Below are 16,366 nucleotides of genomic sequence, written 5' to 3' on the forward strand. Positions count from 1 at the left end.
TCCTCCTATTCTACAATTCTTCAACCGTTACTTTTTCGAGTAATTCGTTGTACTGCTCTTTGTCCACCTCTGGGAAATACTGCAAACAGTTAGCTGCCGAAAAAGCTGCTGCCTCACGGAGATAGCGTTCAGGGGCTTCTTGTCGGCTCAAACCTTTGACTAAGACACCCAAGTAAAAATCCCCTGACGCAATTGGGTTCAGCGCCTCAACACGTAGAGGTGCCACTCGGAAAAAGCGATTTCCTATCTTGGCTAAACTTCCCTTAGCCCCCATGGTAACAATCATATTTTCATGCGGTGTTTTTTCTTTTAAAATCGCTAAAATCTGCTCTGGATTGTCCTCATCCAATTCTGGGTAAATATCCTTGAGTTCTTCATTGTTAATCTTGACCAAACTTGGTTTCGATTGATAGGCTGCTCGCAAGGCTCCCCCGCTAGTGTCAACAATCGTATGAACCCCTGAGTGGCGATCAATCACTTGCTTGATATAATCATCTGGTATGCCTTTCATTAAGCTACCTGAAAAGACCAACCAATCTCCCTCTGAAAGACTATCTTCTAATTGCTTGGTAAATTGGGCCAACAAATCTTCCGTCAACTCCAAGCCCTTCTCATAAAACAAGGTCACATCACCTGTCTCTGTTTCCATATAAATGTTACAGGTACGGGTATTTTGCGAATTTTCAACAATCTGCAAGGCATTGCCCTTATCTGCATTCAAATCTTGAATATACTGACCGATTCTGCCTCCTAAAATGGTATGAATCACATAGTCTGACTCGCCATTTTCTTTGAGAGCATAAGCGACATTAAAACTTTTTCCACCAGGGTACTCCCTCACTTCACTCGGACGAAGCGGAATATTTTTCTCAATGCGCTCCACTAACAGCGTTCTATCTAAAGCAGGATTCGGACAAACTAAATGAATCATGACACAAAGGCCTCCTTAGGCATTTTCTTTTATTGTACCACCTTTTATATCATTATACTAATAATGCAAATGGAAGAATATAGAAAAAGTTCCTCTCCTATCGCTCTAGCTACTCATTAAAATTCGTAACCGTCACTCCTAGCAAACGAATCCCCTTACTCCAATCCGCAATATGCTCTAGTATTCCTTCTACTTGCTGATAGATGACATCGGCTTGATCAGTTGCTTCAGCAATGCTCACCCGCTTGGTGAGAGTTGTAAAGTCGGCATAGCGGATTTTTAAGACAATGGTTCGTCCTTTTTTCTGCTGTCTCTGCATGCTATCTGCTACTCGTTCGGACAGACCTGCTAGCTCCTTCTTAGCATCTGCTTCCAAATATAAAAGTTTGCGGTAAGTCCGCTCTTTACCGATTGATTTGCGAATACGATTGACCTTGACAGGAGAATTAGAAATTCCCCGTGCCTTGCGGTACAAATCATAGCCAAAGCGACCAAAGGCATCAATCAAGGTCATCTCAGCGATACCAAGTAGGTCTTCACCTGTATATACGCCCATTTCATGTAACTTTTCAACTGTTTTCTTGCCGACTCCATGAAATTTCTCCACAGGTAAGGTCGATAGGATAGAAACTGCCTCATCTGGCAAAATAAGGGTCAGCCCGTGAGGTTTTTCCATATCTGAAGCAATTTTTGCTAAAAATTTATTATAAGACACTCCAGCAGAAGCCGTCAGATGCAGTTCATTCCAAATGTCATGTTGAATGAGTTTTGCAATCTTAACCGCAGATGAAATTCCCATTTTATTTTCTGTCACATCCAAATAGGCTTCATCAATGCTCATCGGCTCTACCAAATCCGTATAGCGATAGAAAATCTCCCTTACTTGCTGTCCCACAGTCTGATACTTTTCATAATTTCCTGCAATAAAGACAGCCTGTGGACAACGCTCATAGGCTTCTTTACTACTCATAGCCGAATGCACTCCAAACTTTCTCGCTTCATAATTACAGGTCGAAACAACTCCACGACCACCAGACAAACGGGGATCCTGCCCAATAATCACAGGCTTTCCTTTCAAGCTAGGATTGTCCCGCACTTCAATGGCCGCAAAAAAAGCATCCATATCAATGTGGATAATTTTTCGAGAAGTATCATTGATTAAGGGAAAAATAAGCATACTTTCTACCACCTTTTCTCTAGTATAACCCATCTTCTTTATTTCCGCTAAAATTCACTACAAAACATTTGAAAATTAAATTGAAAGAATGTAAGATTCCTGCAAGTTCTTTCATTTATTTTCAAGTATTTTTGCCTTGTAGAAAGTGGTCTCAAGTGGTATAATAATAGGCATAAAGGCACATTTGCCCTAAATATAAAAGGAGAACCCTCATGTCAACAAAAGTTAAAACAAAAAATGTAACTGAAGACATTTTCGCCCAAGCTTGGGAAGGTTTCAAAGGTAATGACTGGCAAGATAAAGCTAGTGTCACTCGCTTCGTTCAAGCTAACTACACTCCATACGACGGAGACGAAAGTTTCCTTGCAGGTCCAACGGAACGCTCTCTCCACATTAAGAAAATCATCGAAGAAACAAAAGCAGGATATGAAGATACTCGTTTCCCAATGGATATTGACCGTGCGACTTCTATTGCCGATATCCCAGCTGGTTTCATCGACAAAGATAACGAAGTGATTTTCGGTATCCAAAACGATGAGTTGTTCAAATTGAACTTCATGCCTCGTGGTGGTATCCGTATGGCTGAAACAACATTGATTGAAAACGGCTATACTCCTGACCCACTTCTTCATGAAATTTACACAAAACACGCAACAACTGTAAACGACGGTATCTTCCGCGCTTACACATCTGACATTCGTCGCGCGCGCCACTCTCATCACGTTTCTGGTCTTCCAGATGCTTACTCACGTGGACGTATCATCGGTATGTACGCTCGTCTTGCCCTTTATGGAGCAGACTACTTGATGGAAGAAAAAGTTGCAGACTGGAACTCTATCAATGAAATCGACGAAGAATCAATCCGTCTTCGTGAAGAAATCAACATGCAGTACCAAGCATTACAACAAGTTGTTCGTTTGGGTGACCACTATGGTGTTGATGTACGCCGTCCTGCTTTGAATACAAAAGAAGCTATCCAATGGGTTAACATCGCCTTCATGGCAGTATGTCGTGTCATCAACGGTGCAGCAACTTCACTTGGACGTGTGCCAATCGTACTTGACATCTATGCAGAACGTGACTTGGCTCGTGGTACATTTACAGAATCAGAAATTCAAGAATTTGTAGATGATTTCGTATTGAAACTTCGTACTGTTAAATTTGCTCGTACAAAAGCATTTGACGAAATCTACTCAGGAGACCCAACTTTCCTTACAACTTCTATGGCAGGTATGGGGAACGATGGTCGTCACCGTGTTACAAAAATGGATTACCGTTTCTTGAACACACTTGACAACATCGGTAACTCTCCAGAACCAAACTTGACTGTTCTTTGGTCTGACCAACTTCCATATTCATTCCGTCGCTACTGTATGTCAATGAGCCACAAACACTCTTCTATTCAGTACGAAGGTGTCACAACAATGGCTAAAGACGGATATGGTGAAATGAGCTGTATCTCATGCTGTGTATCACCACTTGACCCAGAAAGCGAAGATAAACGCCACAACATCCAATACTTCGGAGCTCGCGTAAACGTTCTTAAAGCCCTTCTTTCAAGCTGGAACAACGGTTATGACGATGTTCACAAAGACTACAAAGTATTTGACTGCGTAGAGCCAAACACTTCTGAAGTCTTTGAATACGATGAAGTTATCAAGAACTTTGAAAAAGCGCTTGACTGGTTGACTGATACCTATGTAGATGCGATGAACATCATCCACTACATGACCGATAAGTACAACTATGAGGCTGTTCAAATGGCATTCTTGCCAACCTTCCTTCGTGCAAACATGGGATTCGGTATCTGTGGATTTGCAAATACAGTTGACTCACTTTCTGCGATTAAATATGCACAAGTAAAACCAATCCGTGACGAAGATGGCTTTATCTACGACTACGAAGTAACTGGTGACTTCCCACGTTACGGTGAAGATGATGACCGTGTAGATGACATTGCAAAATGGCTCATGGAAGCATTCTTCACACGCTTGAACAAACATAAATTGTACAAGAATGCAGAAGCAACTGTTTCTATCTTGACCATCACTTCTAACGTTGCTTACTCTAAACAAACGGCGAACTCCCCTGTTCACCGTGGTGTATTCCTCAACGAAGATGGTTCTGTTAACACTTCTAAAGTAGAATTCTTCCCACCAGGTGCAAACCCAACATCTAAATCTCGTGGTGGTTGGTTGCAAAACTTGAACTCCTTGTCTAAATTGAACTTCAAACATGCAAATGACGGAATTTCATTGACAACTCAAGTATCACCAAAAGCACTCGGTAAGACATTCGATGAGCAAGTCAACAACTTGGTAACAATCCTTGATGGTTACTTCGAAAATGGTGGACAACACGTTAACTTGAACGTTATGGACCTTCAAGATGTTTATGACAAGATTATGAACGGTGAAGACGTTATCGTACGTATCTCTGGTTACTGTGTAAACACCAAGTACCTCACTAAGGAACAAAAAACTGAATTGACACAACGTGTCTTCCACGAAGTTCTTTCAATGGACGATGCTGCTCGCGAAATTTCAGGTAACTAAAAATAAAAAGTAGTTCTGAACAATCAGAACTACTTTTTTCTATTCCAATCTTTTCATCTACGCCATTGGTAAATCCTATCTAAAAAGAAAGGAGGAAGCACAGTCGCGGTTTTGAAATCACGAGTATGACTCCTCTCTTTTTTCTATTTCATGCTACTGGAACTAGCCCCTATGTTATAAACTTTGCTCCAAGGTCTCTACAATCACTTGATATAGCTCCTTTCGCTTCTCAATCCACAAGGGGCGATTATCTTCATCATAGGTGCGATTAGTCAGAAAAATCGCTGCTAGCTGCTTTTGAGGATGAACCAAGACAAAGGGACCTGTGTAGCCTGTATGATCCAGCCAACCACCATTTTCAAGATTCCAAACGATTGAACGGGGTTTTGAAAAGCTGATATTCTGACTCAAATTCCTCGCAAATTCTCCTTCCAAGTAATGATTCAGGAACCTTTTTAAGTCTGCTAGAGTCGAAAAGAGTCCTGCTGAGCCACAATGGGCTCCTAACACCTTGGCTTTGGGATCGTGTACAATCCCTGCCGGCTCTCCCTTAAGCGTTGGAACAGCTGTCACAACTGGTCCAAATTGTGACTCTGTCATCCCCCACGGTGTGAAAATTCGCTCCTGTAAAATGGTATCCAGTGGCTTCCCTAATAATTCCTCCAACATGAACCCAAGCAAAATCAAGTTAATATCCGTATAGCGAAAGTGCTTATCAGCAGTCACTCGGATCTCTTCTATCGCCTTCTTAAGCCCTGCAACATCAAGGGAATCTCGATTAGGAATATAGGGATCAATCCCTGTCGTATGCGTGACAAGTTGACGAATGGTCACACTGCTGTCATGAAAGCAAGGGTAGTAGGTCACAAGAGGTTTATCTAACTCAATGATGCCTTCTTCTAGCAAAAAAATCAGGACTGTACCCACTCCGACAACCTTGGAAACAGATGCCAGATCATAGGTCAATCCTGCTTGCGTCACTACATTTTCTTCGCTATAACCGATATAGTAGTCATGCCAGCTGCTCTGATGGTAGAGAGCTAGACTCGCACCACGATACAAATGTTCAGCCATTTGCTGGTCAATTTTATCTAAGATAGCCTTCATTTTTCAAACCACAATTCAATATTGCTTTCATCAATCGTCTGTAAAAAGCGTTCTTTCTTGTCTTTGAAGAAAGGAGCTTGTAGGTTCTCCTCCAGCACTGACCAATCCATATCAGCAGCGACTGGAATTCGTAAACTATCAATATCCCATGTCTCTCCTGCTTCAGCCAACAAGTCATCCCCAACAGCTTCACGGAAAGCTATTACCCTTTGTCCAGGAAATAGTTTCTCATAAAAAGCACGACTTGCTTCAGGGTGGGGTGTGTTGATAACAATCTTTTCAACTGAAAAGGCTGTTAATTTCTCAAAGCTGTCCAACTCACGAAAGGCAACTGGTGGCAAGATTTGCACAAGCTCTGATACGTCTTCTTCTGCATGGAGCAAAAAAGTGTCATTCTCTGGTGAAATACTTTCAAAGGCATAACCATTAGGTCCTTTATAGAGCTTAGTAAAGCTACTGCCACGCGCTAGCAAGGCTTCAATTTCTAGCGGATCTGCTATCTGAATCACGATTTTGTGAAGCTTTTTCACCCCTGTAACAGCCCTTGTTCGCATACTTGGCGATTCAATCAACACCAACTTTGTCGCTACGCTTGAGGTTGCACCTAATTCAACAAAGGCAGCATCTTCTAAATAGGTTTTAAAGCCTAAATTTTCTTCAAAAAATGCTTGATTCACCCTGCGATTATTCACTCGAATCGCAGGAACCATAGTTTTCTCTTTCATCATCTTCCATTTCCTTACTTCGATACTTCTCTATTGTAATGGAAAACGCTAAAATTTACAAATATTTGACTGTAAATCTAGGCAAAATTTTCTGTACTGTCGCCACAAAAAGAGGCCTTAAAGACCTCATTTGTTTTATCCGTAGATTAGTTTATAAAGAGCTACAGCACTGATACCTGCTGCGATTGGCGCAACAACGGGTACCCATGCATACCACCATTTTGAGTCTGCTTTTGCTTGACCAAGAACAGCTTGCGGCAATAAGTGGTGCAAGATACGTGGACCTAAGTCACGAGCTGGGTTAAGTGCTGGTCCAGTTGGTCCACCAACGGCTGCTACAAGCGCCATTACCAAGAAACCAAGCCCCATGTGCGCCACGTTCAACCCTGGATTTAGGTAGTGAGTGATTTGTAATTTAGTTGCTGCATCTGACAAGTCTGCACCTTTTTCTGCTAAAAAGCCAAGAACTTCTGCTCCAAAGTAATGCTTAGTAATCGCCATCGCTCCAAAGAACAAGACAAATGAACCGAAGAATTCATTCAAGAATCCGTTAATCCATGATGCTTTACGGCTAGCTGTTGTACCGTCGTCTAGTGCTGAAATTGTCGAGAATGATCCCAAGATATGATTTGGATTGTCAGTCTTCAAGAAGTAAGGGCGGTAAACACCAACGACAACCGCTTGACCTGCTATTGCACCAAGGAGTTGTGCTGCAAGATATCCTGGAACCAGTGCCCAATCAAAGTAACCTGATACGGCTAGGCCAAGTGTAAAAGCTGGGTTGATATGATTCCCAGAAACGTTCCCAAACATCAAGGCTGGCATCATGACACCCAAACCATAACCAATGGCAATCAAGATCCAACCTGCATTGTTTCCTTTTGTGCCTTTTAAATCAACATTTGCTACAGTTCCGTTCCCTAAAATGATGAGAAGTGCTGTCGCAAGAAATTCTGTAATGTACTTTACATGTACTGCTACGTCCATTTTTTCATTTCCTCCATTAAGTTTTAGACAAACACTATTGTATCAGCTATAATAGGTAATGTAAAGACTATTTTGAAACATTTAGGAGAATGTATGCGTTTTAATCAATTTTCTTATATCCAAACACCCCAAAAAGACATGCTAGCAGAGTTGGAAAGCCTAAGATTTGCTCTCCGACCTGAAGCGAACAACAAGGAAAACTTGGAACATTTTGTCCGAAAGGTTTTCTTTTTGGCAGCAAATACCGACATCACTCTGTCTAATCTCATCGCAGACTGGGAAACGGACCTCTTGTCCTTCTTCCAATCAGATAGCGAATTGTCTGATCAGGTTTTTTATCAAGTAGCTTTCCAGTTATTAGGTTTTGTCCCTGGAGTCGATTATACAGATGTGATGGACTTTGTAGCTAGCACTCAATTTCCAATCACCTATGGCAATCTAATTGAAAACCTCTACCAATTGCTCGCAATGCGCACCAAGTCTGGTAATACCCTCATTGATCAATTAGTGAGCGACGGTCTGATTCCAGAAGATCAAACCTACCATTTCTTCAATGGAAAATCCTTAGCAACATTTGCAACAAGCAAGGTTATCCGTGAAGTGGTCTATGTCGAAACGCCAGTTGACACGGCGAAATCTGGGCAAGCAGACATTGTTAAGGTCTCCATTTTACGTCCTACTTTTGCAGGAAAAGTTCCTGCTGTTATCACTAATAGTCCCTATCATCAAGGCGTCAATGACCAAGCCAGTGACAAAGCTCTTCATAAAATGGAAGGCCAATTAGCTACCAAAGAGCCTCACACGATTACAGTTACGCCAACCGATGTCAAAACTCTTCCAGCCGATGAGCGCCTACTTCCTACTAGTACTGCAACTGAGAAGGTCGGCCATATCAGCTCTTACTCACTCAATGACTATTTCTTAGCTCGTGGCTTTGCTAGTATCCATGTATCAGGTGTTGGAACTCTCGGCTCAACAGGCATGATGACCTCTGGTGATTACCAACAAGTCTATAGCTTTAAGGCTGTTATTGATTGGTTAAATGGTCGAGCAAGGGCCTACACAGACCATACTCGTTCACAAGTCGTGAAGGCTGATTGGGCAAATGGAAAGGTTGCAACGACGGGTTTATCCTATTTAGGTACCATGTCAAATGCCCTTGCGACAACAGGTGTAGACGGTCTTGAGGTTGTCATTGCTGAGGCTGGGATTTCTTCCTGGTATAACTATTATCGTGAAAATGGACTGGTGACAAGCCCTGGGGGCTATCCTGGTGAAGACTTGGATAGTTTGACAGCCCTCACCTATTCTCGTAGCCTACAGGCAGGTGATTTTCTGCGCACCAAATCCTCTTACCAAGCTACATTTGATGCTGAACGACAGGCACTTGATCGCACAGCTGGCGACTACAACCAATATTGGCACGACCGCAATTACCTCCTCCATGCAGACAAAGTTCAATGTGAGGTCGTCTTTACCCACGGCTCACAAGACTGGAATGTGAAACCTATTCATGTGTGGAATATGTTCCACGCTCTGCCAGACCATGTAAGCAAACACCTCTTTTTCCATAATGGGGCGCATGTCTACATGAACAATTGGCAGTCGATTGATTTTAGAGAGTCCATGAATGCCCTGCTCACAAAAAAATTGCTCGGCCAAGAGAATCACTACCAACTTCCTACTATCATCTGGCAAGACAATAGCATAGAACAAAGCTGGATAGAATTAAACCAATTTGGTGGACAAAAAGAGAAATTGTTCCCTCTTGGAAAGGGAATTCGCACCATTTCCAACCAATATCCTGAGGAGCAATTGACCAAATACGGCAAGGCTTATCCGAGCTTCCTACAAGATCTCTTTGAAGATAAGGCCCAACAAATCACCATTGACATCCCTATATCAGAAGAGCTACAGCTAAATGGTCGGGTGCGCCTTCATCTCCGCGTCAAATCAAGTGTGGAAAAAGGACTGCTGTCTGCTCAACTAGTGGATTTTGGGGCTGACAAGCGACTGGCTCCTATCCCTAGCATGAAAGCCCGTGCCAGCCTTGATAACGGTCGCTTCTACGCTACCGAAAACCTGATGGAACTGCCATTTGTAGAAAGTCCCTACCGCGTCGTCAGCAAGGGCTACCTAAACTTACAAAACCGCACAAATCTCCTGACAATCGAAACAGTACCTGCTAACGAATGGATGGATATTGTGTGGGAATTACAACCAACCATTTACAAATTCAGCAAAGATAGCACACTACGACTGGTCCTATACACCACCGACTTCGAGTGCACCATTCGAGACAACGGTGACTGGCAAATAGACATTGACTTAGACCAGTCAAACTTGACTCTACCGCATGAATAAACCCCATCCTTTCATACACTGTCGGCAATAACCGCACAAATAGAATAAACAAAAAGTAGGTAAACAAATGTTGTTTCCTACTTTTTGTAGTATATCACTCTGAAGCGCTACGGCTTCGTTGACTCCTAGGACAAGGGGTAAATCGTAACCCCTTGTACCACACGGTTAACTGTTCCAGTCGGAGATGGGGTATCTGGGAGATTGTCACATTTCAAGGCTGTCAGAACGGCGAAGGTTTGGGCAAAGAGAATGTAAGGGAAGGTCAAAAAGACATCTGGCAACTCTGAACCACCTGCTGCAAGCACAAAGTTTGGCGCTTCTGTACCTGCGAGCTTATCAGCAGAGAGTACTACCATACGTGCTGCAATCTGATCACCGAAGACTTCGTTGACCAAATCGACATCATACTGCCTTGTATAAGCTTCATTTGATGCAAAGAGAATGACAATGGTCTTCTCGTTAATCAATGATTTTGGCCCATGACGGAAGCCGAGTGGCGATTCGTACATGGTCGCAATTTTTCCAGCTGTCAATTCTAAAATCTTCAGTTGAGCTTCGTGAGCTAGGCCATAGAATCCACCTGCTCCTAGATAAATGACTCGTTCAAAATCGAGATCCACCAAGTCTTGCACAGCATCTTCTCGGTCTAATACATCTTGACCAAGAGCCACAATGGTCTCTACCCAGCCTGCTTTCACTTCTACTGCTTCTGGTGAGAACACAAGTAAGGCTGATAAGGCCATGCACGTGTAGCTTCCCGTCATCGCAAAGCCCTTGTCATTTGACAGTGCTGGTTGAAGCAAGAGAAGATTGGCAGCATCTCCTTCAGCAGCTTGCGCCAATTTTCCTTCAGGAGCGCACGTTATGGTCACTTGATACAAGGTATCCACCAATCGTTTTGCAATCTCTACCGTAGCCAAACTTTCTGGAGAATTTCCACTTCGTGCAAAGGACACGAGAATCGTCGGAATATCTGCCTGTAAATAATCATGTGGGCGAGCTACAATCTCAACAGACCCCACAGTAATGAATCGAATCCGCTTGGTATCATTAACCTGATTTAAATGATTGGTAATCGTTTGACCAACAAAATCAGAGGTCCCCGCTCCTGTAAAAATAACTTGAACAAAGTCGTGTTTGGCCTTAATGTCGTTTAAAAAGGCTGTAATGACCTCTAATTTGTCATGATAGAGCTGATAAGCCTCTTTCCACAGGCTCGGCTGCTGATAAACCTCAGTCACTGTAATGATGGCCCCCAATCTTTCTAGTTCTTCTTTTGGTAGCTGAAACATTGCTTTTCCTCCTTGGTGGTTATAACCAGTTTTCTTTTATTATACTCTATAAAAGCGCTTTCGTCAACTTAAAATAGATTATCATATCCAAGGTTCAAAAAACAAGCACTAGTTGTCAATACACCCCTGAACACCTAAAAAGAAAAGCGAATAGGATCGATATGCTACTAACAGAGCATCCACCTTATCCGCTTTTGATAGAGTTTATTCTTTTTCGTAGACAGTATAGACCGTTGGATTTGAATAATCTTCCGCCCCGATTGTTACAACCCACAACACGTACTTAAGTTGGTTTCCTTCTACTTGAAGCCCTGTGACCATAGTTCGACCGGGACCAGGGTTTCCACCAAGGCCGACCGAGCCTGAAAAGCCCTCTCCCTCCGTATAAACGTAGGAGTTCTCGTTTACCTTTCTCACTTGGTCAATCTGACCGCTTGAAAAACTAGAGACCCATGAACCATCTTCTGAAAAGGTCACTTGAGCAGGACTTCCTGGGGGACTATCCGTTTGACGGTGCAGGCCAGATACATAGTGATAGGTACCTGCTAATTCCCTTGGAAAAGCCATCAACTCACCGACTGCTCCAGACGTTTCTCCAACACTCGCCTATTGACCATTAACATCGTAGGTCGTCCACTCCAAATCTAGAAATGTCAGAGCTTCATCTGGATTCAATCCCAGTTCCGCCCATGGGAACTCCAATTGTTTGAAGGACACAGGCGCTCCCTTATCCACGCCAGAGTTGTCCTTACGTAATTGATAAACTATCATATCTCCGTCCCCCATACCTCTCCCCCAGCCTGTGCTGCTGATACGTCCGTCCGGAAATACTCTGATGGAGGTATTGATGGGACCTATTTCTACTATCCCTTCGACTACTGGCTCAACCGTTCCTTGCTGGTTGTAGTAAATGCCGTAGAGAAAATAATCATTACTATTTTTATTTCCGATGAGCAACTCATCTTGTCCATTTTTATCAATATCATAGTAGGCATAACTGAAGTAGCCTGACGGTAACGATTGGCCGTGCTTTTGCGCAAATGCATCGATAGCTGCTCTATACATCTCATTGTTATTCACTTTAGGAGTTGCAACTTCCTTTTTTGCTGGTTCAACCTTTTTAGAAGAGCTCGTCGAGCTGCTCTGTGCCACTTTTTTATGTGACATAGCAGTCGAGGACGGTGCTGTAGCCTTAGACTTTCCACAAGCTACTAAGAATAAGCATGTCACACTCAACCAGATGATACTTTTTTTCATTTTTCGCTCCTCCTTTAGCTTAGTCAAGACTTTATTCCTGTATTTACCTTTTTACCACTATTAAATTTCCAAGCAAATAACCAACCAATCACAGCCGAGAACATCCAACCACTTAAAAACAAGCACAGGACACCTGTATAAATAAGTATAAGCGCAAATATGCTTGTCGCTGCAGTTACCTGTGCCTCTTCAAAGGCCCGACTTTTTGCTAAACTATATTGTGGAATTAACGCAACTGGATAACCATTACGATCGTATTCGACCGTATGATGTGTGTAAATATCACCACGGTCTATCTCATACTGGTAAACAGAAACTGTCCGCCTTATAAAAAATTTCATTAATCGTGATGGACCGATATATCTTACCACAAACTTTATAATAGCATCAAACACATATGGGTATAATAAAACATTCAATACTACTAAAACAATTAAAAAGCACGTCCCTATCACTAAGTTTATATAGGGGTTTGAATAAGTAACATTATAATATTCGTACTCGGCAACCTTTTTAAATGTACTTATCCACTCATAATATCGCATATAAAGTATACCTGCAGCACAAATTAGGCTAATCGGATTTAGATAATAGTATGCTGGAAAACGAAATAGAATCTTTCTCATCTCTACCCTTTCTGTCTTCTTTTTATCGACTTAATTTGTTTTTCAGAAATATCGCTGAATAATGTATAAATCATCCAATAGCGCTCTACTTGACAATTCAAGTGAGTTTTTCTTTGTTTTATCTCCGCTACCAATTTATCAAAAAGTCCGTTTTGCTGTTCACCTCCATGGTCTTTTAAATATTTCTTTTTCAATATATCTCATCAGTGAAATCGAAAGCGATACAATTATCAATAAGAAGATCCCAAAACCTCTTAAAAGAGTTTTTATTATCTTCATTCCTCACCCCCTACGTCTTCTTCTTGCTCCTGCAAGTCCAAGGCTGGTCATCATGCTGCCAAGTGCAAGCATCATAAGGCTTTCTTGTGAGCCTGTATTTGGTAGGGCTTTTGCACGTTCTACGCGTGAGTAGCTGACCGTTTGACCTGCTGCTGTTGTTGTTACAGTTATACCAGCCTGTTTAGTCACGGTAGCTGTAGTTGCTTTAGCTTCACCTTTTGTAACGTTATTAACAACTGGAGCTGTTTGAACAGGTTTTGCTGCGACTGGAGCTTTTACAACTGGAGTAACAACGTTTGTCTTGCTACCTTGGATAGTGATTTGTTCACCACCTGGTAGGGTTACGTTAGTACCAGCTTTTGTAGGAGCGCTTGTTTTAGTCGCAAGAAGTTTAGCAAGTTCAGCGTCGATTGCGCTAAGTTCACCTTTAGCTTTTTCTAGAGTAGCAGTTGCTACTGTAAGGTTCTTACGAGCTGTGTCAGCTTTTTCTTGAGCGGCTTTGAATGCAACTTCGGCTTCAGCTTTTGTTTTTTCAGCAGCTTTAATAGCAACGTCTGGGTTCTTGTAGCTGTCGAGTTGTTTTGTAAGAGCGTCTTGTTCTTTGGTCAAGCGGTCTTTGGTTTCAGCTGAACCTTTTACTTGAGCTGCGATTGTAATTAGGTGGGTGCGATGCACTTCAACTTGGTCGTGAGCTGCTTTAAGGTTTTCAGCTGCTTTATCAGCATCAGCTTGAGCGTCTTTAAGTGCCGTTTTCGCTGCTTCAAGGTTAGCTTGTTTTTCTGGCTCACTTGCGTTGTAAGTAGCAAGAGTCGCTTTTGCAGCTTCAAGGCTGGCGTTTGCTTTGTCAGCAGCTTTCTTAGCAAGTTCAAGGTTGTTAGCTGCCATTTCAAGGCGACCACCGGTTTCTTTACTTGCTGTAAGAGCTGATTCTGCTTCGTCTAGAGCGGCTTTTGCTGCGTCAGCAGTTTTAGTAGCAGTAGCTAGTTCAGCTTTAGCTGCGGTAAGTGCCTTGTCAGCTTCAGCTGCTTTTTCTTGAGCTGCACGAAGGTTAGCTTTGAGAGTCTCGTCACCTGAACCGCTTGTTACGAAGTTTTTAGGGTCGTCGATGGTTGAAATGTCCATGTACACATTAGAATAGATGCCGTCTGGTCGGTCATCGGTGACGAACTCTGGAGAATCCACGACGAACGCTGCTGCCGCAACGCTATTCCCGTTGAGGTAAGTCTCTAGGTGACCCCAGTTAGAATGTCTATCAGCAAATAGTGTAGACCGAATACCTCTTGTGGAACGAATCATAATTTCGTATAAGTTTTGCGTGGTGTCGACTTTACCTGGGTCGTAACCTAAATTCTCATAGAACCATAGATGTTCAATGGATTTGTCAAAGTCATGGCGCAGAATGCGGTCACGGTCTTTGTTTTTACCAAGTTCTTTGTAATGCTCAACTTGTGCTTTTACGATACGTAGAGCGGTTTTTCCAACACCTACTTTAGTATGACCCTCGAATTGGGTTTCGCCCATCTTGAGGAAGGCTTCACGAATGGTTGATACTGAGTCAGCAAGGATTTCTGACAAGTAGATGATTTGTTCGTCAGTCAAGTTAGCAAGGTCCCATTTGATGTTTTTGTATTCTTCTGGGATGACCGTGTCAATTTTCGCAGCCATCACGACACCAGCAGCTTGAACCAAAGTTGCTAGGTCTTTGTCGTCTTTGTTTTTTCTGTAGATTGTATAAAGGTCGACGAAATTGATAGACTCCTTAGTGTAGTTGTATTTACTTCTGAACTTGTCAATACTAGCTTTGCCTTGAGCAATTTCTTCCGGAGTAGCTTCACGAATGATGTGTTGATTTGTAGCATCGTCAAAATCGTAGCGGTACTTGACGATGTCAGTCTCTTCAGGGTTGAATCTAGCGAGAGAGAGATATCCTTTTGGTGGTAGAGTTGATGTCGCAGAGATTGCTTTTTCAGCAGCTTCAACAGCTGCTTTTGCTTCTTTTGCTGCGGATTCAGCTGTTTCTACAGCGGCAGCTTTTTCCGTTACGGTAGTAGCGGCTTTATCAGACGCGTCTTTTGCAGCGTCACGCTTAGCAGTTGCGTCTTGAATAGCTTTAGCTTGGTTTTCGTTAGCAGCTTTTGCGTCAGCATGAGCTTTTTCTGCGTCAGCAAGCGCCTTATCCGCATCAGTTTTTTCTGCTTCGAGCGTAGTGACACGCGCTTCAAGCTCAGCTTTTTCTGCGCCGTTTACGGCTTTTTCTGCGTCAGCTACAGCTGTTTCCTTTTCAGCGACGACTTTATCAGCGGCGTCTTTTTCAGCTGTTGCTTTTTCTAAGTCAGCGGTAGCTGTTTCCTTAGCTGTGATAGTTGCTTTGTAGTCAGCGTCGATTTCAGCGACTTCTTCTGCGAGTTTATCCTGTTCTTTCGCATTTTTAGCAAGAGCTTCTTCTGTTTTTGCAATATTTTCAGGAGTCGCGTTTTCCTTAGCTGTTTCAGCAGCTTTCAACTCATCAGTTGCAGTCGCAAGAGCAGCAGTAGCATCTTTTTCAGCTGTTTCAGTAGTAGCTACCTCAGTTTCAGCAGCAGTTACGCTAGCTGTTGCTTTTTCAACTTCAGACGCTTTCGTTTCACGGTCAGCTTTTAGTTTGTCAGCTGATGGTTTAGCTTGCGTCTCAACTGGTTGGTTTGCGTCAGCTGGTTTCGTTACATCTTCAGCGAGTACGGTTGCGCTAGTAGCCGTTGCGGCAAGAGTGGCGATACTGGCAGAGGTTAGCAATTTTACCACTTTATCCTTGTATCTCATTATTTTCTCCTTTTCTGCTTTTTAGGAAGGCTTGGCTGTAAAGTCAAGCCTTGTTATATGTAGTATAACAAGCGATTTGTCAAGTTTTTAGCTCGTATTTTTTAACTTTTTTACTGAAAAATCTCCCGAGTGAGGTGCAAAAACATGATTTAGAAAGTTGAATTCTCTACCTGAGATGGTATAATAAGAGGTAGTCAACTGCTTCATTTAACTGTTTTTCGAAACAGATCTGTCAAGGAATGACCATGCAGAAAATAAAAACCAGTA

13 protein-coding genes are annotated in these 16,366 nt (G+C 42.6%); 2 read left to right on the forward strand and 11 right to left on the reverse strand.

The genetic code is table 11. The annotated features are described in order from the left end of the window. Nucleotides 1-10: 10 nt before the first annotated feature. Together ABPH35_RS00535 and dinB are read right to left on the reverse strand one after the other, a co-directional pair. The gene (locus tag ABPH35_RS00535; protein WP_349988730.1) at nt 11-931 is read right to left on the reverse strand and encodes a 1-phosphofructokinase family hexose kinase; all 921 of its coding nucleotides are present in this window, start codon (nt 929-931) and stop codon (nt 11-13) included. A gap of 109 nt (nt 932-1,040) precedes the next feature. Continuing rightward, entirely contained in the window at nt 1,041-2,108 is a 1,068-nt protein-coding gene (gene dinB, locus ABPH35_RS00540; RefSeq protein ID WP_349988729.1) for a DNA polymerase IV, read from the reverse strand. Nucleotides 2,109-2,320: 212 nt separating this feature from the next. On the opposite strand from dinB, the gene pflB reads away from it, so the two are divergent. Continuing rightward, entirely contained in the window at nt 2,321-4,663 is a 2,343-nt protein-coding gene (gene pflB, locus ABPH35_RS00545) for a formate C-acetyltransferase (RefSeq protein WP_349988728.1), read from the forward strand. Between the two features lie 174 nt (nt 4,664-4,837). Here the strand turns inward: pflB and ABPH35_RS00550 are convergent, their stop codons facing one another. The 3 genes from ABPH35_RS00550 to gla form a co-directional block, all read right to left on the reverse strand. Next, entirely contained in the window at nt 4,838-5,770 is a 933-nt protein-coding gene (locus ABPH35_RS00550; protein ID WP_349988727.1) for a serine hydrolase domain-containing protein, read from the reverse strand. Next, entirely contained in the window at nt 5,767-6,498 is a 732-nt protein-coding gene (locus tag ABPH35_RS00555) for a CppA N-terminal domain-containing protein (protein WP_349988726.1), read from the reverse strand. Before ABPH35_RS00555 ends, ABPH35_RS00550 begins: the two co-directional genes overlap by 4 nt. Nucleotides 6,499-6,630: 132 nt before the next feature. Next, nucleotides 6,631-7,482 carry an aquaglyceroporin Gla gene (gla, locus tag ABPH35_RS00560; RefSeq protein WP_349988725.1) on the reverse strand — a complete coding sequence of 284 codons (852 nt, stop codon included), beginning with the start codon at nt 7,480-7,482 and terminating at the stop codon, nt 6,631-6,633. A 93-nt stretch (nt 7,483-7,575) separates the two neighbouring features. On the opposite strand from gla, the gene ABPH35_RS00565 reads away from it, so the two are divergent. Next, entirely contained in the window at nt 7,576-9,846 is a 2,271-nt protein-coding gene (locus tag ABPH35_RS00565) for a Xaa-Pro dipeptidyl-peptidase (RefSeq protein WP_368849452.1), read from the forward strand. A 125-nt stretch (nt 9,847-9,971) separates the two neighbouring features. Here the strand turns inward: ABPH35_RS00565 and ABPH35_RS00570 are convergent, their stop codons facing one another. From ABPH35_RS00570 to ABPH35_RS00595, 6 genes are all read right to left on the reverse strand, one after another. Next, nucleotides 9,972-11,138, reverse strand: coding sequence for an SIS domain-containing protein (locus ABPH35_RS00570; protein WP_368849453.1), 1,167 nt, complete (start codon nt 11,136-11,138; stop codon nt 9,972-9,974). A 204-nt stretch (nt 11,139-11,342) separates the two neighbouring features. Beyond that, complete coding sequence (locus ABPH35_RS00575) at nt 11,343-11,705, reverse strand: hypothetical protein (RefSeq protein ID WP_368849454.1); 363 nt, start codon at nt 11,703-11,705, stop codon at nt 11,343-11,345. Nucleotides 11,706-11,744: 39 nt separating this feature from the next. After that, on the reverse strand, nt 11,745-12,395 hold the full coding sequence (locus ABPH35_RS00580) for a hypothetical protein (RefSeq protein ID WP_368849455.1): 651 nt from the start codon (nt 12,393-12,395) through the stop codon (nt 11,745-11,747). A gap of 23 nt (nt 12,396-12,418) precedes the next feature. Continuing rightward, nucleotides 12,419-13,021, reverse strand: a complete 603-nt coding sequence (locus tag ABPH35_RS00585; protein ID WP_349988721.1) for a hypothetical protein — start codon at nt 13,019-13,021, stop codon at nt 12,419-12,421. 2 nt (nt 13,022-13,023) lie between these two features. After that, on the reverse strand, nt 13,024-13,215 hold the full coding sequence (locus ABPH35_RS00590) for a hypothetical protein (RefSeq protein WP_368849456.1): 192 nt from the start codon (nt 13,213-13,215) through the stop codon (nt 13,024-13,026). Between the two features lie 88 nt (nt 13,216-13,303). Beyond that, nucleotides 13,304-16,099 carry an SEC10/PgrA surface exclusion domain-containing protein gene (locus ABPH35_RS00595; RefSeq protein ID WP_368849457.1) on the reverse strand — a complete coding sequence of 932 codons (2,796 nt, stop codon included), beginning with the start codon at nt 16,097-16,099 and terminating at the stop codon, nt 13,304-13,306. Nucleotides 16,100-16,366: the final 267 nt, after the last annotated feature.

Origin of the sequence: Streptococcus handemini (genome assembly GCF_040984445.1) — a bacterium.
In the GTDB taxonomy this organism is placed as follows: domain Bacteria; phylum Bacillota; class Bacilli; order Lactobacillales; family Streptococcaceae; genus Streptococcus; species Streptococcus handemini.

Coding starts and splice junctions, on each gene's coding strand:
- ABPH35_RS00535 (WP_349988730.1), bottom strand. CDS start 931: ATGATTCATTTAGTTTGTCCGAATCCTGCTTTAGATAGAACGCTGTTA.
- dinB (WP_349988729.1), bottom strand. CDS start 2,108: ATGCTTATTTTTCCCTTAATCAATGATACTTCTCGAAAAATTATCCAC.
- pflB (WP_349988728.1), top strand. CDS start 2,321: ATGTCAACAAAAGTTAAAACAAAAAATGTAACTGAAGACATTTTCGCC.
- ABPH35_RS00550 (WP_349988727.1), bottom strand. CDS start 5,770: ATGAAGGCTATCTTAGATAAAATTGACCAGCAAATGGCTGAACATTTG.
- ABPH35_RS00555 (WP_349988726.1), bottom strand. CDS start 6,498: ATGATGAAAGAGAAAACTATGGTTCCTGCGATTCGAGTGAATAATCGC.
- gla (WP_349988725.1), bottom strand. CDS start 7,482: ATGGACGTAGCAGTACATGTAAAGTACATTACAGAATTTCTTGCGACA.
- ABPH35_RS00565 (WP_368849452.1), top strand. CDS start 7,576: ATGCGTTTTAATCAATTTTCTTATATCCAAACACCCCAAAAAGACATG.
- ABPH35_RS00570 (WP_368849453.1), bottom strand. CDS start 11,138: ATGTTTCAGCTACCAAAAGAAGAACTAGAAAGATTGGGGGCCATCATT.
- ABPH35_RS00575 (WP_368849454.1), bottom strand. CDS start 11,705: ATGGCTTTTCCAAGGGAATTAGCAGGTACCTATCACTATGTATCTGGC.
- ABPH35_RS00580 (WP_368849455.1), bottom strand. CDS start 12,395: ATGAAAAAAAGTATCATCTGGTTGAGTGTGACATGCTTATTCTTAGTA.
- ABPH35_RS00585 (WP_349988721.1), bottom strand. CDS start 13,021: ATGAGAAAGATTCTATTTCGTTTTCCAGCATACTATTATCTAAATCCG.
- ABPH35_RS00595 (WP_368849457.1), bottom strand. CDS start 16,099: ATGAGATACAAGGATAAAGTGGTAAAATTGCTAACCTCTGCCAGTATC.